The sequence below is a fragment of the Singulisphaera chitinilytica genome, assembly GCF_049331405.1.
GTDB lineage: Bacteria > Planctomycetota > Planctomycetia > Isosphaerales > Isosphaeraceae > PoT.
The window spans coordinates 4,908,469-4,931,006 of sequence record NZ_CP186274.1 but is presented as its reverse complement, the minus strand read 5'-3'; the positions used below and the strand labels follow the sequence as shown (position 1 = coordinate 4,931,006).

At 66.6% G+C, this 22,538-nt stretch carries 12 protein-coding genes; 8 read left to right on the top strand and 4 right to left on the bottom strand.

Annotated features, from left to right (window positions below; genetic code table 11):
• Nucleotides 1-3 precede the first annotated feature (3 nt).
• Nucleotides 4-3,354 (bottom strand): PAS domain S-box protein, encoded by a 3,351-nt coding sequence (locus ACOYYX_RS19505; protein WP_422922872.1) that lies wholly within the window; start codon nucleotides 3,352-3,354, stop codon nucleotides 4-6.
• 506 nt (nucleotides 3,355-3,860) lie between these two features.
• Between ACOYYX_RS19505 and ACOYYX_RS19500 the strand changes: the two genes are divergently transcribed.
• On the top strand, nucleotides 3,861-6,941 hold the full coding sequence (locus ACOYYX_RS19500) for a serine hydrolase (protein ID WP_422922870.1): 3,081 nt from the start codon (nucleotides 3,861-3,863) through the stop codon (nucleotides 6,939-6,941).
• A 76-nt stretch (nucleotides 6,942-7,017) separates the two neighbouring features.
• On the opposite strand, the gene ACOYYX_RS19495 is transcribed toward ACOYYX_RS19500, so the two are convergent.
• Nucleotides 7,018-7,659: a zinc ribbon domain-containing protein gene (locus ACOYYX_RS19495; RefSeq protein ID WP_422922868.1), complete on the bottom strand. Its 642-nt coding sequence runs from the start codon at nucleotides 7,657-7,659 to the stop codon at nucleotides 7,018-7,020.
• A gap of 197 nt (nucleotides 7,660-7,856) precedes the next feature.
• Between ACOYYX_RS19495 and ACOYYX_RS19490 the strand changes: the two genes are divergently transcribed.
• Nucleotides 7,857-8,570: an ISAs1 family transposase gene (locus tag ACOYYX_RS19490; RefSeq protein WP_422922867.1), complete on the top strand. Its 714-nt coding sequence runs from the start codon at nucleotides 7,857-7,859 to the stop codon at nucleotides 8,568-8,570.
• Between the two features lie 22 nt (nucleotides 8,571-8,592).
• Nucleotides 8,593-9,024 (top strand): ISAs1 family transposase, encoded by a 432-nt coding sequence (locus ACOYYX_RS19485; RefSeq protein WP_422922865.1) that lies wholly within the window; start codon nucleotides 8,593-8,595, stop codon nucleotides 9,022-9,024.
• 75 nt (nucleotides 9,025-9,099) lie between these two features.
• On the opposite strand, the gene ACOYYX_RS19480 is transcribed toward ACOYYX_RS19485, so the two are convergent.
• The gene (locus ACOYYX_RS19480) at nucleotides 9,100-10,254 is read right to left on the bottom strand and encodes an NAD(P)H-dependent flavin oxidoreductase (RefSeq protein WP_422922864.1); all 1,155 of its coding nucleotides are present in this window, start codon (nucleotides 10,252-10,254) and stop codon (nucleotides 9,100-9,102) included.
• Nucleotides 10,255-10,384: 130 nt separating this feature from the next.
• On the opposite strand from ACOYYX_RS19480, the gene ACOYYX_RS19475 reads away from it, so the two are divergent.
• The 5 genes from ACOYYX_RS19475 (at nucleotide 10,385) to ACOYYX_RS19455 (ending at nucleotide 16,591) form a co-directional block, all read left to right on the top strand.
• Entirely contained in the window at nucleotides 10,385-10,990 is a 606-nt protein-coding gene (locus tag ACOYYX_RS19475; protein ID WP_422922863.1) for a CGNR zinc finger domain-containing protein, read from the top strand.
• Between the two features lie 143 nt (nucleotides 10,991-11,133).
• Nucleotides 11,134-12,093 carry an alpha/beta fold hydrolase gene (locus tag ACOYYX_RS19470; RefSeq protein ID WP_422931640.1) on the top strand — a complete coding sequence of 320 codons (960 nt, stop codon included), beginning with the start codon at nucleotides 11,134-11,136 and terminating at the stop codon, nucleotides 12,091-12,093.
• 134 nt (nucleotides 12,094-12,227) lie between these two features.
• Nucleotides 12,228-13,235, top strand: coding sequence for an NADPH-dependent aldehyde reductase Ahr (gene ahr, locus ACOYYX_RS19465; protein ID WP_422922861.1), 1,008 nt, complete (start codon nucleotides 12,228-12,230; stop codon nucleotides 13,233-13,235).
• A gap of 25 nt (nucleotides 13,236-13,260) precedes the next feature.
• Nucleotides 13,261-13,536 carry a hypothetical protein gene (locus ACOYYX_RS19460; RefSeq protein ID WP_422922859.1) on the top strand — a complete coding sequence of 92 codons (276 nt, stop codon included), beginning with the start codon at nucleotides 13,261-13,263 and terminating at the stop codon, nucleotides 13,534-13,536.
• Nucleotides 13,537-13,780: 244 nt separating this feature from the next.
• Nucleotides 13,781-16,591, top strand: a complete 2,811-nt coding sequence (locus ACOYYX_RS19455) for a sigma-70 family RNA polymerase sigma factor (RefSeq protein WP_422922858.1) — start codon at nucleotides 13,781-13,783, stop codon at nucleotides 16,589-16,591.
• Between the two features lie 73 nt (nucleotides 16,592-16,664).
• On the opposite strand, the gene ACOYYX_RS19450 is transcribed toward ACOYYX_RS19455, so the two are convergent.
• A complete protein-coding gene (locus ACOYYX_RS19450; RefSeq protein WP_422922856.1) occupies nucleotides 16,665-21,800 on the bottom strand; it encodes a protein kinase domain-containing protein in 5,136 nt (1,711 codons plus the stop codon).
• Nucleotides 21,801-22,538: the final 738 nt, after the last annotated feature.

Sequence of the window (22,538 nt, the reverse complement as noted above, 5' to 3'; positions counted from 1 at the left end):
AGCTTACAGCTTGTTCTCGGAGGCGGGCTGAATGTTGTTCCTCGCCAGTTCGTTCATCAGGGTTTCGAGGTCTGCGAGGTTGACTGGCTTGACGAGGTGCCCGTCGCATCCGGCCTCCCGGGACTGGACGCGATCGATCTCCTGGCCCCAGCCGGTCAGGGCGATGATAAATGGGCTGCGGCCCCAGTCCTGCTCGCGGAACTGGCGGGTCGCCTCGTAGCCGTTGAGGCGCGGCATGCCGACGTCCATCAGGATGAAGTCGGGACGGAATTGCTCCGCGACCTGCAGGGCTTCGATCCCGTCGAAAGCGGCAAGGGTCTCGTCTCCCTGGAGCTTGAGGACCCTGGCCATGGATCGGGCGGAGTCCTGATTATCGTCGACCACGAGGATGCGTCGCTTCGGGGCGCTCTCGGGGCGCCCGTTCGCGGGCGGTGAGGCGTTCCCCGGCTGAAGGTTTTCGTCAGGGACAGCCTGCAATTGCACGCTGAAGCGGCTCCCTTTGCCCTGGCCGTCGCTCGACGCGGTCACGGTGCCGCCGTGCATCTCGACTAGGGCCTTGACGATCGAGAGCCCGATGCCGAGGCCCCCCGACGATCGTTCGTTGCTGCGATCCACCTGCGAGAACATGTCGAAGATTTTGGGGAGCGATTCCTGGGGGATGCCGATCCCGGTGTCCTGGACCGAGATGAGCACGCCTTCATCGATCTGTTCCGCCTCGAGTCGGATGGAGCCGACCCCCTCCGTATACTTGGCACTGTTGGTCAGGAGGTTGCTGAAGACCTGGGCGAGCCGGGTGAGGTCGGCGTCGAGGACCACGGGCTCCGTCGGGAGCGCGACGACGAGCTCGCGGCCGGCCTCCTCGATCATCGGCCGCGCGGTCTCGATGGCGTTGCCCACCACATCGGACAGGAGGACGGGAGCCTTGTGCAGGAACATCTTGTTCTGCCCGATCCTGGAGACGTCGAGCAGGTCGTCGATGAGCCTGACCATGTGGCCGAGCTGCCGGTCCATCATGGCGCGGGCCTGGGCGATGGCGACGGGGTCCTCGCCCGCGAGCCGCATGACCTGCAGGCCGTTGCGGATCGGTGCGAGGGGGTTCCTGAGCTCGTGGCCGAGGAGGGCGATGAACTCATTCTTGCGCCGATCCTGCTCGCGTAGGGCGTCTTCCATCCGGCGCCTGTCCGTGATGTCGGCTCCGGTGGCGGCGATGAACAGGACGCGGCCCCACTCGTCGGTCACGGGGGCGATGATGAGGTCCTCGATCCGTTCGCTGCCATCGGCCGTGTAATACGGGGTCTCGGCCCGGGAGCCCTGGCCGGCGACGGCCGCGTGCGTGGCGTCGCGGATCTGGTCGATCAAGGCGTGCGAGCGGCTCCACCAGCCGCATTCCCAGAAGGGCTTGCCGATCACGTCCTCTCGTCGGAAGCCGCAGGCGTCGAGGCAGTGCCGGTTCGCCTCGACCAGGGTGCCGTCGAGGGAGAGGACCGCGGCGAAGTTCGACCCTTGCTCGAAGAAGGCGCGGAACTTTGCGTTGGTCTCGGCGGCTCGGACGGCATCGGCGGCCGCCTGGCGGAGCCTCGACTCGCTCTCGCGCAGCTCTCGCTCGGCGGCCTTGCGTTCGGTGGTGTCCCGGGTGACGGCCAGGTTCGTGTAGCCGCCGTCGGGCGAGCCGAGGGGGACCGCGGAGGTCTCCACGTGTCGGCGCGTGCCGTTCAGGCCGACGACCTCGAATTCGAGCGTCCCGCTTTCGCCCCGGCAGACCCGCTCGTTGAATTCGCGGTACGAGGCCCTGTACTCGGGGGCGATGAGGTCGTAGACGCAGCGCCCGATGACCTGCTCGGCCGAGTCCGCCTCGATCATCCGGAGACCGACCCTGTTCATCTGGAGCAGGGTCCCGTCTGAGGCGAGCAACTTCACGCATTCGGGTGAGGCCTGCACGATCGCGCGGTAGCGGGCCTCGCTCTCGCGGAGCGTGCGGGTCACCCTGGATCGCTCGAGCGTCTCCCAGCAGCGGTCGACGACCGTCCGCACGAGCAGGACGTCCTCGGGGGTCCAGTGGCGGGGCTCCTTCTGGTGGACGGCCATCGACGCGGTGAACTTCCCGTCCTTGTGCAGCGGGACGCAGATCGCGGCCTGGATGGTGGCCGCCCGGTAGGCCGGGAGGTGGTTCGGGCCGATGCGCGGATCGTTGACCGCGTCGTCCACCACGTATGGCTCGTTCGCCAGCATGAGCCGGAGGCATTCCTCGCCGAAGCCGGCGACCGGCCATCGACCCACGATGCTGGGGACGTCGCGGACGTAGTCGCCATGGATGACGAAGGTCGCCTCGTCGTCCACGTCGGCATAGGCGCAGCGGTCGACGCCGAGATGGTCGGCGAAGAGCCGGGCGCTGACCCTCATGACCTCGGTCGGATCCGTGAGTTGCTGGGTGGCCGACGCCAGGTCGGACAGGAAGCGGTGACGCTCCTCGCTCGCCCGCAGAGCACGCTCGATCCGCTTGCGCTCCGTGACGTCACGCGCGATCTTGGAGGCTCCTACGACCCGGCCGCTCTCATCTCTCAGGGGAGAGACCGTCAGGGAGATCTCGAGCCGTCGACCATCCTTGGCGACCCGTATCGTTTCGAAGTGCTCGATCCTCTCGCCGTAGCGAAGCCGACGCAGGATCTCGAGTTCCTCGTCCCGGCGCTCGTGCGGGACGATCAGGGTGATCGGCTGGCCGATGGCCTCCGCGGCCGTATAGCCGAAGAGCCGCTCGGCCCCGGCGTTCCAGGTGCGGACCACGCCGTCGAGCGTCTTGCTGATGATCGCGTCTTCCGACGACTCGACGATGGCGGCGAGGAGGGCCCGGGCATCCTCGCGGGCGAAGTGCTCGATCCGCTCGCGGCAGATGAGCAGAGCGCCCCTAACCTGGCCGGCCTCGTCGAGCACCTGGGCCGCGGCGACGTTGAGGAGGTGCTCCGTCTCGTCGCGAGCGATGAGGACGGCCCGGGGCTCGGTCGCCACCGGGGGTTCCCCCTTCAAGGCCCGTAAGGCGGGATTCTCGACCGGGAGCCGCGTCGTCTCATTGACGAAGGCGAGGATCTCGGGCAATGAGGCCTCGATGGCATCGGCACGCGTCCAGCCGGTGAGCCGCTCGGCGACGTCGTTCATCGCCGTGACATTGCCTTCGGCATCGACGTGGATCAACGCGTCGAGCTCGACGGCTTCGGGGCCATGGCCTTCCGGCGAGGGCCGCTGCCAATCGGGCGGAGGCGTCAACGCATCCTCGGCTCTCCGGCGAGCGGCGAGCCGGGCTTGGTCGTCGGGCAAGGCGACGGCGGAAGGTCCGTCCTGCTCGTCGTCTTTGGCCGCCATCATCCGTCTCCTCGACCCAATGGGGCGAGCGGGGTGAGGTTCCAGGGGGCTCCTTGGCATTTGTTGTGGGAAATTTGCAAATGAAATGGCTTTTTAATGTCGAGGGGCTGATTTGGTAACTTGTTCTTGAGTTGACGGATGTAAATTTGAATTAATGCCGAAGCTTGTCTGCGTTATCACTATCGTTGGATTTCCCGGTGGGCCCGATCTTACCAGATCGGACTTCAGGGTCGTTAGTCCTCGGACGGTTTCGGGCCGGAAAAATCGATCCACTTGGAGATTTTCACCCGTGCCTTGAGTAGGCTCTAGCCACGAATGGATTCGGACTTGGCCATGTCATGGGCGTCTTCCTCGAAATTCGCCGCGGATGTCGTGATTCGCAGGGCCTTTCGAGCGCGAGGATGCGGCAGCCGGCCCTTGAGCGGTCAGAAATAATCGGCTAGGTTGCACTGCTAGGCAGCAAGTTGCATGCCGCAAATTCTTCCTTGGCTTCCACGGAGCGCATCGTGTCTAGTTCGAGGCCTTTCGGTGTGTATCTGTTGGGGCTCTTCTGCTTGGTCGCGTCGGGGGGTGAGGCAGTGGCCGAGGCGCCTCCGGAATTCAAGGAAGTCCGCGCCTTCATCAAGGAGAAGGTCGAGCAAGGAGAGGTCGCCTCGGTTGCGGTGGCGGCCGTTAAGGGAGGCAAGACCGTCTGGGCGGAGGGCTTCGGCAAGGCCAATATCGAGGCCGGGACGGACGCGACCCCCGACACGATCTACCGCCTGGCCTCGATCTCCAAGCCGATGACGGCGACCGGCCTGATGGTCCTGGTGGATCGGGGGAAGATCGACCTCGATGCCCCTGCGAACCGGTATCTCCCGGGGAGCAAGCTCGCCGCGAGGATCGGGGCGGCTGACGCGATGACGGTGCGTCGGCTCGCGAATCACACCTCGGGTTTGCCGCTCCACTACAACTTCTTCTACGACGGCCACAAGCCGGCGCCGGTCGACGAGACGATCCGCCGCTACGGGTTCGCCGCCACCGAGCCCGGGAAGGCCTGGAAGTACTCGAACCTCGCCTATGGCCTCCTCGGCCACATCACCGAGGTCGTCTCGGGCACCCCCTGGGGGACGTTCATGGAGCGCGAGGTCTATGACCCGGCCGGCATGAGCCGGACGTCCGACCGCGTCCGGCCGGGGCGTGAGGCCGAGGCCGCAATCCCCTACAGCATGGACGCCTCGGGCCGGTTCGTGGCGGTCGGCGACTACGACTTCGACCACCCCGGGGCCTCGGCCGTCTGGAGCAGCGCGAACGACCTCGCCAGGTTCGCTCGCATGCACATGAATTCCGGCGAGATCGACGGCGCCCGCGTGCTCAGCGAGCGATCCACCCGCGCCATGCAGGAGCCGACCGGATCTCGGAGCAGCGACGCGGCCACGGGAGTGTCGTGGCTGGTCACCACCGACCGGGGCCATCGCTGTCTCTCGCACACCGGCGGCATGCCCGGCGTGTCGACGGCTCTCAAACTCTATCCCGATGACAAGGCCGCGGTCGTCGTCCTCATCAACTCAGAGACCGACGGCCTGAATACGTCGATTGCCAGGCGACTCACCCGGGCGATCTTCCCCGACGGGGCGAAGAAGGACGATGACGACAAGCGACCCCCCTCGCCCAAGGAGGCCGACATCCCGTCGGATTGGGCGGGGAGCTGGGTCGGCAAGCTCGCCCATCCCCGGGGAGATATCAGCCTGAAAATGGAGCTCTTGCCTCCCAGGACCGCCCGCGTGGCCCTCGGCACCAGGGCCGCGGTCGAGCTCGAGGGCGTCGTCCTGCGCGAGGGCCGCCTGGAGGTGAATATCGCCGGCTCGATCCCGACCCGAGCCGACTACCACGGCCCTTCGACGATCGATTTCGAGCTCGACCGCAACGGCGATCGCCTGACGGGCGTCGGCAGCGTGGTGGGCCCCGACTACTTCGCGCTCTCGCACTGGGTCGAGCTCAAGAAGGAGGCGAAGGATCAGGTCGCGGGTAAGGCTGCGCCGAGCTTCGACCTGCTGCTCAAGAATGCCCGGATCGTCGACGGCTGTGGAACCCCCTGGTATCGCGCCGACCTCGGCATCCGCGAGGGGAAGATCGCGGCCATCGGCAAGCTCGGGGATGCGAAGGCCGGGCGGGTGATCGACGCCGATGGGTTCGTCATCGCCCCGGGGTTCATCGACATGATGGGCCAGACGGCGGCGCCGTTCCTCACGAACCCTCGCGGCGGTGACAACCTGCTTTCGCAGGGGATCACGACGATCAACGCGGGCGAGGGAGAATCCGATGCCCCGCTCGCGGCCGAGGCCGCCAAGAAGGCGGGATGGTCGTCGATGGCCGAGTTTTTCGCGAAGCTCGACCAGGCCGGGATGCCCATGAATATGGTGCAGACCGTGGGGCATACTCAGGTCCGTAAGGTGGTGATCGGCGACGTCGACCGCCAGGCCACTCCTGCCGAGCTCGCGAAGATGAAGGACCTCGTCCGCGAGGGGATGGAGGCGGGGGCGATCGGTGTGTCCACGTCCCTGATCTATCCCCCGGCCGTCTTCGCCTCGGCCGAGGAGATCATCGAGTTAACCAAGGTGGCGGGCGAGCACGGCGGCGGCTACTTCACCCACATGCGCAACGAGGGGGATCGCCTGCTGGAAGCGATCGAGGAAGCCCTCATGATCGGGGATAAAGCGGGCACGCCCGTGCATATCTTCCACCTCAAGGCGGCCGGGCGGGCGAACTGGCCCAAGATGGAACAGGCGATCGCCCGGATCAAGGCCGCACGGGCCGCCGGCAAGCAGGTCGGGGCCGACATCTACCCCTACGTCAACAACGGCCTGGGCCTCGCTGCCTTCATCCACCCCAGGCACTCCGCCGGGGGGAACGCCGGGCTCCTCCGCGAACTTGGTGATCCGAAGGCCCGCGCCGCGATCCGACAGGAGATGGAGACCCAGGCCGACTGGGAGAACTGGTATCGCCACATGGGCCGGAACTGGGACAAGGTCGTCATCGCCGAGCTGAAGTCGGATCCCTACAAGGCGCAGGATGGCAGGCCGCTCGGCGCGGTCGCACGCAACCTCGGCAAGGATCCGTGGGACGTCTTCTTCGACGCCGTCAAGGACGGGGCGTTCGCCTTGCCCGAGACCATGTCGGAGGCGAACAAGATCGCGGGGATCGAGCAGGAATTCATGTCGTTCTGCACCGACGCCGGCCCCGTCCCGCCGTCGATCACCTCGACGCATCCCCGGGCCTACGGCTCGTTCCCGAGGATCCTCTCGCATTACGTCCGCGAGCTGGGCGTTCTGACCCTGGAGCAGGCGATCGCCCGGATGACCTCGGTGGCCGCCAACGAGCTTGGCATCCGCGACCGTGGCCGGATCTCGCCGGGCATGGCCGCCGACCTCGTCGTCTTCGACCCCGACCGCATCGGTGACAGGGCCACTCTGGCCGAGTCGACCCTCAGATCCGAGGGGATCCGGTTCGTGCTGGTCAACGGCCAGGTCGTCATGGACGACGGCAATCCCACCAAGGCACTGCCTGGCCGCGTCCTCCGAGGCCCTGGGGCCCGCGCCGCGCATTGATCGGCCAGACGCCATCGGCGACGCCTCGAAGATGTTCGAGGCGTCGCCGGATGGAATTGATTCGTCCATGTTCCTATCAACGGAACGATCGCACGTCCTGCACGAGGCGATCGAGGCAGCGGTTGCTCTTACCCCAGTCGTACACCTGGCCGCCGATCTTGGTCCGGGCGTCGAGCCGCGATCGATGGCCGTCGGAGGCGACGGTCACGAACAGGGTGCCTTCCCAGGACCAGAGGTCGGACGGGAGGACGGCCTCGATCGCGCAGCCGTCGCTGGCCTGGTAGACTTCCTTGACCTTCTGGCCCCGGGCCGCCAGCGAGCAGAGTGCCGCGACGATGGTGCGGCCCGGTGGGGCCTCGAAGCTCTCGGATCGTTGCTTCGTCGCCTGCAGGCCCATGCGAGTCAGGATGGGAACGGCGATGGTGGCGATGTCGCTGAGCTCGACGCCCCCCACGGCCTTCGCCAAAAACTTGTCGTAGAACTTCATCGCCTGCTCGGCCGAGATGCCCGCGGTGGCCTTGTTCCCCGCGTTCGAGAGCCGCTCGCGGACCTCGGGGTGGGCGATCAGGAGGTCATAGCGAACCTCGCGAGGCCAGTCGACGATTGGGGCCGGCGTCGGCGGGTCGACCAAGGCCGTCGCCGTCGCGGCGGCGAGCCTGGTCCCGCAGTTGGTGCAGAACTTCCCCAACCCTTGCGTCCCACACTCGGAGCAATACATCGGACGCTTCCCTCCTCCTTGAGGAACACCCGGCTGACCGTATCTTGGCCATCAGGGTATGGCCTCTCCCACGTTCTCATACCCTCAAAGCCGAGATCCGTCGATGCCGATCGCGAGACAGGGCTATTGACGGATTCATTGTGGGGAGGTTAGAGAAGCGTCTTCGGCTTAGAACGACCCCTTTCGAGATCCTTGGCATGGACGCACCCTCAAATCTCGGCTTGCTCCATTTCCTCGATGAGGTCCTCGACCCTCGCAGTCGACACGGCCGCCAGCATCCCCTATCGGCCGTCCTCGCCTTGGCCTGCTGCGCCATCATGTGTGGCTCCCGCAGTTATGCCGCCATCGGCCAATGGGCCCACGACCAGGACATCGCGTTCATGCATCGCCTCGGATTCACTAGGCGTCCTCCCAAGTCCGGCGGCATTCGCAAGGTCCTCATGGCCCTCTCGCCGGCCGCACTGGAGGCGGCCTTGACCCGCTGGGCCGAGGCCCTGCTCGGCCAAATCCCCGCGGAGGACGAAGGCCTCCTTGCCCCCTTCGCCCTGGACGGTAAGTCGGTTCGCGGCAGCTTCGATGGCCTGAACAAAGCCGTTCATCTGCTCTCGCTGGTCGCCCACCGATCCGGGCTGACCGTGGCCCAGGCCAAGGTGCCCGACGGCGCCAAGGACAAGACGAATGAGCATAAGGCCGCCCTCCAGCTCCTCTCGGGGTTGGTCCTCGAGGGCCGTCTCATCACCGGCGATGCCATCTTCTGTCAACGCGACCTGAGCCGTCAGATCGTCGACAGCGGCGGCCATTACCTCTGGGTGGTCAAGGACAATCAGCCCGCACTCCCGGCCGACATCCGAGCGGCCTTCGCCCCGGGAGCCGTAGAGGCTCTTTCCCCCGGCAGCGGCGCTCTGGCTTGAGGCCATCGACACAGCGACCACCTTGGAGAAAGGACATGGCCGCACCGAGCGTCGCACGTCGACGGCCACGACGGCCCTGAACGGCTATCTGGACTGGCCCGGAGTGGGCCAGGTCGGCCGAATCGACTCGGTCGTGCTGCGCGACGGCAAGCGCACCACGGAGACCCGCCACTTCATCACCAGCGTGCCGCGTTCGATGGCCGGTGCCGAGGAACTCCTGCGCTGGTCGCGCGGCCATTGGACCATCGAGAACCGCTCGCACCATGTGCGAGACGTGAGCCTGGGAGAAGATGCCAGCCGGATTCGCAAAGGCTTCGGCCCCGAGGTCTTTGCGGCGTTACGGAACCTGGCCCTCGGCTTGATACGATCGACGGGGAGCACCAACATCGCCGGGGCGATGCGAAGGAATGCCAGCCGCATCAGCGATCTCTTCGCCACGCTGGGCATCTTCTAACTGTGATTAGCCGTGGATCGCGAGACGACGTATGATGGAAAAGCTTTGGGCGTCGTTGTGAACGGCTCAAGTGGTTCAAGGCTCGGAGCTTGAGCCTCCTACCTGCATGCTCCATAGGGCGACGGAACCCGCGATGGGAGAGACCTCGTCGACGAGGCTTTGCAGGAGTGTCGTGGCGCTCGTGTGGTGAGCAAGATTGGCGCTCTGGCCGGCCCAGAGCGGGACGAGTTGCGGGACGTTGGCCTTCTCCGCAGGGGCCGAGAGGTTCCGCACGAGGTGGCGTTGCAGCGGATACGGCAGGATCTCGACCCCCGGGCGATTGAGTTCGTCAAGCAGTTGGTTCTTGATCCCTCGCCCGAGCCTGCCGGTGAATCCCCGGGTCAGGGCCGTCTGACCGGCCTGGCCGCTCAGGAGGGCCTCTCGATGGAGGAGGCTCGCCCCTGATTCCTCGCAGGCCAGGAAGGCAGTCCCGATCTGCACCCCTTCTGCGCCCAGGGCGAGCGCTGCGATGATGCCCCGGGCGTCGGAGATCCCTCCCGCCGCCGCCACAGGGATCTTGACGCGGTCGACGACCTGCGGGATCAGCGCGATGGTCCCGGTCAACGACTCCTCGGAGGTTCGCAAGAACGAGCCGCGATGGCCCCCCGCCTCGAAGCCCGAGGCCACGACCACGTCGACACCGGCTTGCTCGAGCGCGGCGGCCTCATCGGGAGTCGTGGCAGTGCCGATGAGGATGATCCCCTGCTTCCGGCATTCGTCCAGGATCTCCCTGGGCGGAATGCCGAGGATGAAGCTGAAGACCGGTACCTTCTCATCCAGCAGGACCCGGACTTGATCCTCGAAACGTATGGGAGCGTAAGGCTTGTACGAGGGCAGGGGGGCGCCGAGGCCCTCGATATGGCCGGCGATCGCCGAAAGACTCCGTGCGAACGCTTCCGCCCCGGTGGATGAGGCTCCCTCGTCCTCCATCGAGACCCACAGGTTCATCGCGAAGGGTTTGTCCGTCAGCGAGCGGATCTCCGCGATCACATCCTTGATCGCCGAGGGGACCAGGCCGTGCGCACCGAATGACCCCAGGCCGCCGAAGTTCGAGACGGCCGCGGCGAGCCTCTGCGAGGAGAGGCCCCCGAGCGGCCCCTGGATGATCGGATACTCGATCCCGAGCTCGGCCGAGAGCCGCGTCCGGTTCCAGGCCGGGGCCGTCGACGGCGTCGGATCCTGTCCTGTCATGGCCGGAACTCCCTCCCGCGATGTGGTCATCCTGTCACTAGAAAAGGCGCCTGACACTGGTTACAATGATATGCGGCATGATGACGCTTGGCAAGTTATGGATGGGTTCCGCCTCAGTCGCGGGCGAACGATGAGCCGACGACCCTATCGCTCCGCAAAGCGGGCGCACGACCTGGATTTCATCGGCGATCACCTGGCGATCGACTTCGTCAACACCGTCAGGATGGTCGCCGGCGCCGTGACCGACACCTTACAGGCGGACGAGGACGTCAAGGTCTGGCTGGGGCTCGCCGGCGTCCCCGTCGCCGTCAAACCTGCGCCCTGGCGTCGCGGGGCACTCCTGGATGCCGCCCGGCGCCTGCGCGCGGCGACGTTGAAGTCGATCGAGGCCAGGAAGGAAGGCAAGCGTCCCTCCCTGGCCGAGATCAACGCATTCCTCGTCTTGTCGACGAGCCACGGCGCACTCGTCCCGGGTGATTCATCTCCGGAGTTCAGGCGGATCTATCACGGTTCGACCCCCGAGGGATACCTCGGGCCACTCGCCGAAGCGGTCGCGGACCTCCTCGCAAACGGCGATTTCGAGCTGATCCGCCGCTGTGAGAGTGGCTCTTGCGTTCTCTGGTTCTACGACCGCACCCGGCACCACTGCCGGAAATACTGCACGTCCGCCGGCTGCGGGAACCGGGCGAAGGTGGCCGCCTTCCGCGCGAGGCTCCGCGAACAGTCCGAGGATTGATGAGATTTCGATTTCATGAGTAAGGACGTGATTCGTTACTTCGTGGGATCAATGCTCCCGATCGTCGCCACGTTTGCCCGACGATCCGCACGATGAATTCAATCAGGCGGGTGAACATGCCTGTAAGGGAGGACGTTGCCGTGATGCAGTCTCGGGCCGGAGCCTCGTTCCTCTGGACGTTGCTGGGGTTTGCCGTTCTGTCCGTAGTTCGGCAAGAGCATGCCGCGGCGAAGGAGCCGGAGGTGCGGCAGGGGGTTTCCTATCGCCGGGTCAAGGTTGATGGAATCAACATTTTCTATCGCGAGGCGGGCCCGAAGGACGCGCCGACGATCCTCCTGCTGCACGGGCTCCCCTCGTCATCGAGGATGTATGAGACGTTGTTGACGCGGCTCTCCGACCGCTATCACCTCGTCGCGCCCGACTATCCGGGTTTCGGTCACAGCGACTGGCCCGACCCAAAGGCGTTCGCCTACACGTTCGACCACCTCGCGGAGTCCATGACCCGATTCACCGAGGTCCTCGGCCTGACGCGATACACGCTCTACCTGCAGGACTACGGCGGGCCGGTCGGGTTCCGCGTGGCGATCGCCCATCCCGAGCGGCTGCAGAACCTCATCATCCAGAACGCCGTGGCCCACGAGACGGGCCTGGGTCCGCTGTGGGCGGCTCGACGAGCCTTCTGGGCCGACCGTGCGAAGCATGAAGCCACCTTGCGGAAGAACCTGCTCTCGCTCGAGGCCACGAAACTGCGGCACGTCGGCGGCGACCCGGACATCGAGCGCTATGATCCCGACCTCTGGACCGACGAGTTCGCCTTCCTCAACCAGCCCGGCCAGGCCGACATTCAGGCCGACCTCTTCTATGACTATCGCAACAATGTGGCCTCCTATCCGAAGTGGCAGGCCTGGCTGCAGAAGACGAAACCGAGGCTGCTCGTCGTCTGGGGCAAGTATGATAAGTCGTTCGACAACTCCGAGCCTGAATCCTATCGACGCGACGTCCCCGAGGCCCAGGTCCACGTCCTGGATGCCGGCCACTTCGCCCTCGACACGGCCGCCGATGAAATCGCCGGGATCGTGCGGGATTTCGTCGGGAACCTCTGATAAGTCCCGAGAGTGTCAATGCCCTCTCGTGACCCGCCTATGCGCCTGATAGTTCGTGCGGGAAATCGGTCGACCGTTGCGTTATGATTCCGTCGGATTTCGGCCGTTAGGCGTTGATGATCTGGAGAATGTGCATGAGCAGCAAGGCGTGGGTCGCGAAGGGTGCGAAGCAGAAGTTGACCTTGGAGACGATCGACCTCGGGCCGCTGGGCGCCGAGGAAGTCGAGGTCGCGGTCGAGAACTGCGGCCTCTGCCACTCGGATTTGTCCGTGCTGAACAACGACTGGGGTGTCTCCCAGTATCCTTCGATCCTGGGCCACGAGGTCATCGGCCGGGTCACGGCCGTCGGTTCGGCCTCCAAGGGGCTCAGCGTCGGCCAGCGCGTCGGGGTCGGCTGGAACGCGGGGAGCTGCATGCACTGCAAGCAGTGCATGTCGGGAATCCATCACCTGTGCGGCCAGGTCGTGCCGACGATCATCGGCCACCGCGGCGGTTTCGCCACGCACATGCGGTCGCACTGGGCCTGGACCGTCCCGCTCCCGGAGAAGCTCAATTTCGCCGAGGCCGGCCCGCTGCTCTGCGGCGGCATCACGGTCTTCAACCCCATCGCCATGTTCGCCAAGCCCACGTCGCGCGTCGGAGTCGTCGGGATCGGCGGCCTCGGGCACATGGCCGTGAAGTTCGCCGCGGCTTATGGCTGCGACGTGACGGCGTTCACGTCGAGCGAGAGCAAGTTCGAGGAGGCCCGCGGGTTCGGGGCGAACCACGTGGCTTCGAGCCGGGACGCCGCGGCAATCAAGTCCCTGGCCAACTCGATCGATCTGCTGATCGTCACCGTGAATGTCGCGCTCGACTGGGAGGCCATGCTCGGCCTGCTCGCCCCGAACGGCCGGATGCACGTCGTCGGCGCGGTCCTCGAACCGATCCCCGTGCCGATCTTCTCGCTTCTCTTCAAGCAAGGGAGCCTCTCCTCGTCCCCCACCGGCTCTCCCGTCGAGATGGCCACGATGCTCGATTTCGCCGCGCGTCACAATGTGACACCGCAGACCGAGCACATGCCGATGAGCCGGATCAACGAGGCTTTCGAGCGTCTCGAGGCGGGCAAGGCGCGGTATCGCATCGTGCTCGACGCCGACTTCTGACGTTATCGCTCAGGAAGGGATCTCCGTGCGAAAGCCGCGATACACCATCGGTCGCCTGATGATCTTGATCGCGGCGTTCGCTTTTGCTTGCTGGTTGTCCTGGTGGTTTCTCTTCGCCCTCGCGGTCGTGCCTGTCTTCATCGGGCCGACCCTGGGGGCGTGGAGATTTGGGTGGAGACTCCAGGGACCATATCCGAACGCCATCGATGGCGCGATGACGGGTGTCCTCATCCAGAGCCTCCTGGCGGGCGCGGCCGCGTTCCTGGTCGCGACACCCATCGCTACAGATGAATCGCAATAGTTGCTGGAGGCGTTGCAGTCGAGCGCTTTCACGGGAGCTGGCGTCGTGATCTTCGTGTACGCCGGGGGATTGATCGCGAGAGGCCCTCGTTTTCGTGCTCAAGATCGTGAAGCCGGGTTCGAGGCGGAGGATGGCTCAAGGTGGTGGCGAGACCCCCCTTGATCGGATCTGGAGAAATCCATGAGGCGCTCGCCGCTAGCGGGGACTACTCGGTGGAGGTCGAAAACCGAGGAGACCGGCAGACATGGCGGGAATGCAGGACGACGGAAGTCTCAAGGATGTGCATCGGCTGTTCCAGCGAGGAACGGTCGCGGCATTGTCCGATGCGGAGCTGCTCGACCGCTTCGTGTCGAGGCGCGATGAGGCCGCGGAGGCGGCCTTCGAAGCACTTGTGGAGCGGCACGGCCCGATGGTGTATCGGGTCTGCCGGGGCGTCCTGCGCAACGTACACGACGCGGAGGACGCCTTCCAGGCCGTCTTCCTCGTCCTGGCCAATCGGGCGGGATTGATCCGGAGCCATGGCTCGCTGGCGAGTTGGCTGTTCGGCGTCGCTCACAATGTCGCGTATCGCTTGAAGCGATCCGCGACGCGCCGGCAGGCTCTCAACCAGCGCTTCGCCGGGCTGTCTCCCGAGGGCGAACTCACGACGGAAGGCGATCCCGACCTCGATTGGGACGTCCTCCACGATGAGATCCGGGGATTGCCCGAGCGCCTCCGCGCCCCGATCGTCCTATGCTACCTGCAAGGCCTGACCTACGACGTCGCGGCCCTCCGGCTCGGGCTGTCGTCGGTCGCGGTTCGGGGCAGGTTGGCAAGGGCGAGGACTCGCCTGCGCGAGCGATTGGTTCGCCGCGGTGTGGCCGTGCCCGTCGGTCTCCTCGTCGCGGGCTCAGCCGGCCAGGCCGAGTCGGCGATCTCCGTGGCGTTGGTCCAATCCACCCTTCGGATTGCGCTAGGGTTCGTCGCGGGCAACGCGGCCGCCGTCCTGGCGCGGGGAGTCGAGAACTCGATGCTCTTGAACCAGATGAAAGTGGCCCTGGCACTGATCGGCCTCGGCCTCGGAGGCAGCTACTTCGCCTGGCATGCGATCGCCCAACCCATCGACGACAAGCCCGGAGTTGCCCAGGCGCCGGGGGTCGTGAAGAAGCCCGCCGAGGAGGCGAAATCCGAAACGCTCCGTCCTGTGACGATCGCTTATGCGTTGATGGGATCGGTGGTGGTGGAAGGGACGAACGAGGGGGTCCCCGGCGCGACGATCCAGGTCATGGCGGGGGACTCTGGTGCCGCCCATCGCGGTGAGATCCGGACCGCCACGTCGGACGCCGACGGCCGGTTCAGCGTCGACCTGACGCCGGGCAATGCCCGCGCCTGGACGCTGATCGCGCCACTCGGCTACTGGGCACCTCGGGGCGTCGAGGTCATCGAGGAATTCGCCGTCTCCCGCGGCGAGCCGACCCATCGCAAGGATTACTTCGTCAGGCGAGGCACCGTCTGGGATTTTCGGATACATCTCGCCGGTGGTGCGAAGCCGCAGCGAGGATCCGTCTTCGCCTCGAATCCGTCGGGATTCTTCCGCAACGGGGAGGATGGTAGCCGACCGGGTATCGCCAGGCTGACCTTGCCGACCGAAGGAAGCAAGGTCACGGCCTACGTCTCGGAGAAACTCGAGGATTCCTCCGTCGCGCTGACCCTCGAGTGGGAATCTGGCTTTCGTCCCGATACCCTGGAGTCGGTGACGAGGCTCGGCGGCAGTCCCGCCAGCTATCGCCTGGAGGACGAAGCCGGGAAGTCCGCCACGATCTCGGGGCCGGAGAAAGCCCGATTGGAGCCGAAGGCCGATGGCCGAAATCTCGTGGTGGACGTGTCGGTCCCGGACCCCGACCCGAAGGAACTTGGGGAACTCGCCGGCAAGGTCGTCGACGAGGCCGGCAAGGCCATCGAAGGGGCGCAGGTGGCCATGATCTGGGTCGAGGAACACGGCGGGAGCGGCATGTCCCACGAAGGTCACATGGCGAAGACCGACGCGGAGGGGAACTTCCTGATCCGCAAGATCCCGATGACCCGGCCGGACGACAAGCCGGTGCTGATCGAATTGGCCGTGACCCGGCAGGGGTTCGCCGGGATCGACACGAAGTCAATCCGGTTCCAACCTTCAACTCCGGATCGACGCCAGACCATCGAGCCGGTGAAGCTCGCGAAAGGCGGGACGATCAGCGGCAAGGTGGTCGGTCTCGACGACAAGCCCCTGGCGGGAGCCTGGATCGAGCCGGGAGGGTCGTATGCCAGCCGCAGCCGATTCGGCAAGACCGATGAGAACGGCCGGTTCACCATCAGGGACCTGCCGCTGGGGATGGTCCCTCTCAACTTTCGCTACGGCAAGCTCATGGTGAATAGCAAATTCCTGGCCTTGCCCGAGCCGGAAGCGGTGACGGTCAAGCTGAAGCCGATGCTCGACGCCGCCCAGCTCAAGGCTCAGGCCGAAGCCGCCAAGGCGGCCCGCCCGACTCCACCGGCCCTCGGCACGCCGGCCCCGAAGTGGTCCCTGGTGGGCTCGACCGAGGGCAAGGTCCCCTCTCTGGAGGATCTCCGCGGCAAGCCCATCTTCCTGGACTTCTGGGGCGTCTGGTGCGGCCCTTGCGTCAACACCCTGCCGACGCTGGAGAAGCTCAGGCAGAGATTCGAGCCGCGCGGTGTGGCCTTCGTGTCGATCCACACGCCGGGCGAAGAGATGGCGAAGATCCGCCGCGTCCTCGAATTCAAGAAGACGACGCTGAACTCGGCCCTAGATGAAGGCTCAGGCGGAGATTCCGGTTCCTATAACGGTGTGACGGCCAATCGCTATGGCGTCATCGGCTACCCGACCATCGTCCTCATCGACCGTGAGGGGAAGCTCGCGTTCCATAGCGGCATCAACACCAAGGAAGGCGTCACCGAGATGAAAGCCCTCGGCAAAGAGATGGGGTTCGAGGAATCGACCATGACCGAGGAGGATTTCTACAAGATCTGGGAGGCCTACTTCGGTCGACAGATTGAAAAATTGCTTGAGCAAAAATAGATGAGAAGTGGTTGATGTGGAGTCCGCATGATCCCATCGGCAGAGATCTTCCGGTTTGGCTGGTGGGATGCTTTCATGGCGGTCCGGGTGCGAAGACGTCGGCGGGCAGTTCCAGCGGGAGCTCGCCGAGCCTCTCCTCGACCTCGCGGCGGAGGAGGACGACCTCGGAGAGTTGCCAGAAGTCGCCCGTCGGCTTGATGCGGGCGAGGTGTTCGAGGTGCTGCTTGGCCTTCGGGCGGTCGCCCAGGGTTAGGTAGGCCAGGGCCAGGAAGGCATGATCCTGGGCCACGTTGGGGTCGCCATCGGCCGCGATCCCTTCCTGCAAGACGCGTATGGCCCGAGACGTCTCGCCCGACCTGACGAGGAGGGCGCCCAGGGTATTCAGGGTCCAGTGGCGTTGGAGCTTGTCGCTAGGCTTGATCGCGGCGAGGGCCTCGGTCGCCATGGCGATCGATTCGGTGTAGTCGTCGAGGGCACGGGGGCCGATCGCGCAGAGGTACGCCGTGTCGCCAGGGGTGAAGTTCGGCACACGACGTCGGGCAAGGTCGAGGCTCCTCCGGCAAGCCTCGCGGTACATCCTTTGATTCCTGGCCATCAGCGACGCGATCGTCAGTTGGTAGGAGCGGAGTTCGGACGGCTGGTCGTCGCGAAGATCGGCCTTGCCCAGGATCGCGGCCGCCTCCGGCCACTGATTGCTGCCGCCGAGGCGTTCGGCGTGCCTCCCGACGAGGGTCGAGCTCATCCCAAGGCCCGCGGCCCGTTCGAGGTCGCCGTTCCGCCGGTCGACCTGTCCGAGGATGTCGTGGATCTCGGCCCGCTCGGCGAGGACCCGCCAGTCATTCGGGTCGTCGGCGACGAGGCGGTTGGCGTACCAGAGGGCCAGATCCGGTCGATTGGCTTTGCGGGCGTCGATCGACCGGCAGGACTGCCAGTCGCGGATGGCCCCTCGGGGGGCCAGGCTCGCCGCGCCGGCGAGTTCGGCCTCGGCTCGTCCGAGCTGGCCGTCGTTGGCGAGGGCCTGCGATCGACGCGCGAGGACGGTCCAGTCTCCGGGGCGGAGTTTAGCCAGGCGGTCGAGATGCCAGAGAGCGGCGAGTGGGTTGCCCTCTGCCTCGGCGGCGTCGGCGAAGAGTTCGAGCCTTCGGACCTGCTCGGGTTCGGATTCGACCTCCTCGGGCTCGGCCCCGAGGTCCCTGGAGAGGTCGAGCCACTCCGAGGTGCTCAAGGTTGTAACCGACCCGGAGTGCTCGTCGAACGAGGCCCCGGTCGCGATCGCGAGCCGGCGGATCTCCTCGGGCTCGCTCGCCTGTCCCTCGGTATCGGGGGATGCCTCGGGGATACGCCAGGTCCGCATGCGGAAGCCGTCGACGGCGGCGACGATGGATTTGCCGTCGTCGGTGAAGCTCAGGCCGACGATCGGTTGTTCGGCCCGGAGCAGGGGGCCGACCGCGCGATACGTCGAGGCGTCGTAGAGCTGGGCCGCTCCCGCTTCATTCAGGCTGACGATCCAGCGGGCCGAGGGGTCGGCGGCGAGCGCCTGGACGGAGCCCGGCATGGGGATCGCGAGCCGGGACGGGCGCGAGGTGGCGAAGTCCCATTCCCAGACGCCGCCCGGCCCTCGCGTGAGGAGCCGATGGTCCTGGAGGAAGACCACGGCTTCTCGCGGTGGGGCCGGGCACGAAAGCGGCTCGCCGCGGGGCGAGAGCGTGGCGACATCCCAGATCCGATACTGCGTGTAAGACGTCTGATAAAGCGTGTGGTCGAAACGCACGAGGAGCGAACGGCCGTCGGGGCTGAACGTCAACCCGGTGGCCCACTCGGGGAGGTCGACCGTGCGTTCCAGGCGGCCGGCGGCGTAGTCCCAGAGCTGGAGCTGGACGGAGAGGCCCACGGGCGAGCTCGGGCCAGTGCCGACGGCGAGGAGCCGCCGGTCGGGCGAGAAGGCCAGGCTCATCCCGACCCGGTCGATTCGCAAAGGGGCTCTGGCCGGCTTGCCGGTCTCGGCGTCGTAGAGCCAGACGCGGCCGCCGTAGCCGGTCGCGGCCAGGGTCTTCCCATCTTTGGAGAAGGCGAGCCGGACGATCCAGTTCCGATGGGCCAGGCTGTCGCCGATCGGGCGCCCCTCGGCATCCCAGAGTCGCAGCTCGCTCGCGATCGAGTTCGGGTCGTGCGAGGCGGTCGCCCAGCGTCGGCCGTCCGGGCTGCTCGCCAGCAAGGGGGCCGCCGGCCAGGCACGCTGGAGCGGGCCGCCCACGGGGCGGTTGTCGGAGGCCACGATCCGGTTGGCGTTCTGCCGAGGGCCGAGGATCAAAGCATGTCCCCCTCCCGGCGCGAACGTCGCGCCGCCGTCGACGACGAGCCGGCGGTTCGGGCCGTTGGCCCCTTCCTCCGGGATGGAGCGATCCGGGAGTTGCCAGATGCGGGCCGTGCCGTCGTGCGCGTGGACCGCGAGCCTACGGCCATCGGGGCTGAAGTGTAGCGCCCTGATGGGCCCTGGCTGCGGGATCGTCACCGGGCGAGGGTGGCCGGAGGCGACGTTCCAGAGCTGGGTCTGCCCGTCGATCGTCCCCGAAGCCAGGGTCGTCCCATCGGGGCTGAAGGCGATCGCCCTGACGAAACTGCTCGTCCCCAGGAATTGCTCCTTGCGTTCACCTCGGCGGCAGTCATACAAGCCGAGACGGCCGTAGTGGTCGATGACGGCGAGCGACGTCCCCTCGGGGGAGAACTCGAAATGCTGGAAGTCTGGGATGGGGCCGGCCATCGGCTGCGCCTCGCCCACCGGCCGTCCGCTCCCATCCCAGAAGCGCAGGACCCAGCCGATATCCAGGCCGGAGATCTCCGGCCTGGAGGTTTCGAGCGTGGCGATACCACCCAGTGGATCGTAGTGGATCCGTTCGACCCGGGGGGACATGAGTGTCGCATTGCCGGCGAGGGTGCCGGTCGCCACGTCCCAGAATCGGCCGCCGTCGGGCCCGACCGTCACGAGGGTCCGACCGCCCGGCGAGAGGGCGAAGTGCTCATTTGAGATCGGGCCCACGTCGATGGGAGGGCCGAGGCGACGCCCCGTCTTCGCCTGGAGTACGGCGATCCTATCGGCGGCGATGGTCACGGCGAGCGCCGAGGAGTCGGGCGACTTATGGAGGTAGTTCTCACCTCCCACCTTCACCATCGGCATCGGGCCGAACCCGCGATTGCCGGTCGCGGCGTCGATAATCTGGCAGAAATTCCCCTCGGCCCTTTGGCTCCAGAGCAGGCTCCCTGGATCGATGAAGATATCGCGATCCCCCTCGGCGAACGGGGGCAGTTGCAAGGCGTCGCCGATCTCCTCGCCGTTGGCGAGGGAATAGCGCCGCAGGCTCACACCGTCGTCGTCCAGCGCATTCATGACCGTGCCGTCGGGCGAGAATGCGACGGCGTGGAAGGGCCTCGGGCCGGCGAGGATCCGGACGAGGCGGGGGGAGACGTCGCTCCAGGCCGAGAGATTGAGCCGGGCCAGGCGTCGGGACTCGGGGGGGAGTTCGGGGGCCTCGAGGCTCCTGGCCACCCAATGCCGGCCCGCCATCCAATCGCCATCGGCGAGCAGGCTCAACCCGCGATCGAGGGTGAGGTTGGCGGCCAGGCTCCTGGCCTCGCGCCTGGCCGAGATCGCCTGGTCTCGCTGGTGGCCCATGTCGAGTTCGGCCCTGACGGCGCGGACGTTCTGCTCGGCGGCTTCGCGCCACTTCCAGAAGGTCAGCGAGAAGCCGACGGAGACCGTCAGGATGACGGCGGCCGTCAGCCCCGAGACGACCGGGTTGCGCCTGGCCCATCGCCAGCCCCGCTCGGCCGTGCCGATCCGCCTGGCGAGGATTGGCTCTCCGGCGAGGAAGAGGCGTAGATCCGTCGCCATCGTGCCGGCCGATGGGTAGCGTGCCCCCGGCTCCTTGGCGATGGCCTTGAGGACGATCGTCTCCAGGTCGCGCGGGATGCCCCGGTCGATCGACCTCGGCCTGGGCGGGTCGTCCCGCAGCAGGCGCTCGATCAGCCGGTGTCGGTTCGGCTCGTCGAAGGCCGGTCGGAGGGTCAACAACTCGTAGAGCGCGATCCCCAGGGAGTAGATATCGCCCCGGGCGTCGGACTTGCCCTCGAAGCGTTCGGGCGCCATGTAGCGGAGGGTGCCGACGATGTCGCCGGTCTGCGTCAGGGCCTCGGCCTCGGCGTCGATGGCCTTGGCCAGCCCGAAATCGGCGACCCAGGCGGCGCCTGCCTCGTCGATGAGGATGTTCGACGGCTTGACGTCGCGATGCAGGATGCCCCGGCGATGGGCGAACTCGAGCCCCTCCGCCACCTGCATGCCGATCCTGGCCGCGATCCGGCAGCGCATCGGGATGGACGTGGCCGAGTCGGCCGACCACTTCGACGACCCGCCGGCCAGCCCCGAGGAGGCGGACGAGATCCCTGAGCTTCCCGACCCCGGTTCGGTCGCAAGCAACCCCGAAGACCCGACCGATCCGGCCGGATCGGTCGGGTCTTCGGGGAGCCCGACCGAGCGCAAGGTCGTGTCCGATGGAGGCCTGGCCTGCTCGTTACGCAGCCGATTGAGGACCTGATCGAGCCCTTCCCCTTCGATGAGCTGCATCGCATAGAAGAGGTGGCCGGCATCCTCGCCGACGCCGAAGACCGGCACGATGTTCGTGTGGTGCAGCCTCGCGGCGGCTCGGGCCTCGCGGCGGAATCGCTCGATGGTGGTGGACGTGGACGAGGCCGATCGCGGCAGGACCTTGAGCGCGACCTTACGCCCCAGCGCGATCTCAATCGCCTCGTAGACCGTCCCCATGCCCCCCCGGCCGATCTCCCGGATGAGGCGGAAGCCGGTGATGGAGGGCAAGGGGTTCCCGATCTCGAACCCGCGGTCGGACCTGGCCACGTTCCCGATCAGGGAGTTGACGCGAGGGTCGATCGTCCCCGTCCGGGTCCGCCAGGGGAGCGGCTTGTTCGGCGAGTCGGATAGGGGGCCGTGCTCCTTGATCCGGCGGACGAGGTCGGAGTCATCGTCGGCCTCGGCCGCGATGGTCTGGGGCCCGAGCCCTTCACCGGCGGCCATCAGTTCCAGGGCCCCCTGACACTGGCGACAGCCTTCGATGTGGACCTCGGCGGCCTCGCGGGAGGGGCCGTCCAGGTGGTCATCCAGCAGTCGTCGTAGCTCGTCGGGGCCGAGGCAGTCGGTCATCAGTCGCCCTTATCTCGCACGGTCGGGCCGGCACCGTCGTCTCGTCGACGGGGAATCGGCCGCTCGGTCTCGTCACATGTCGATGGCAGGCAAGAGATCCTCGCGGATCGGCCGAAGGGTACACGGGCGAGTCCGCCCTGTCGACGGTTCTCGCCGAATGAGTCTGATTCATCGATGACGCGATATCAACAGACGGCGCCTCGGGCGATGCGAATGGGCATCAAGATGGTCCAATTGCCGGGGGGGGCGAGCGACCCGGAGGAGGGCCTTCGATTTTTTCCCCGAGGCCGAGTTAGAAATCGGCCGGAACCCCAGACTAGGTGGTAGTGCCTTCGGCACCGGACGTCACGCACGCCGTCGTGACGGGCCGTTTGCGCGAGGTTTCGGCCGGATGCCGATCCTCCAGGGTCAATGCGCGACACCAACAGGATCCACGCTTCCACCCCGAGGATGTCCCGGAAGCCCCGAAGCCGGGGCCCAACTTCGTTGCCGTTGTTCGCTGAGTTTGGGTCATGGAATAGGCTCGCCCGTCGCCGCTCTTACCCCGAGGGCATGGCGGCCGACCTGCCGGTTCGACCCCGTCCAGCGTTCGCGAACTCGAGACGCCAACGCCCCAACGCCCGAGCCTCGCCGGAGACCCCGGGAGCGGTGCGCCCCGACATGCGCGGGCGCACCGGCCTGAGTTGCTCCGCCGACTCGTCAATACCGTCGAACTCTCCATCGAGCGACTGCCCCGAG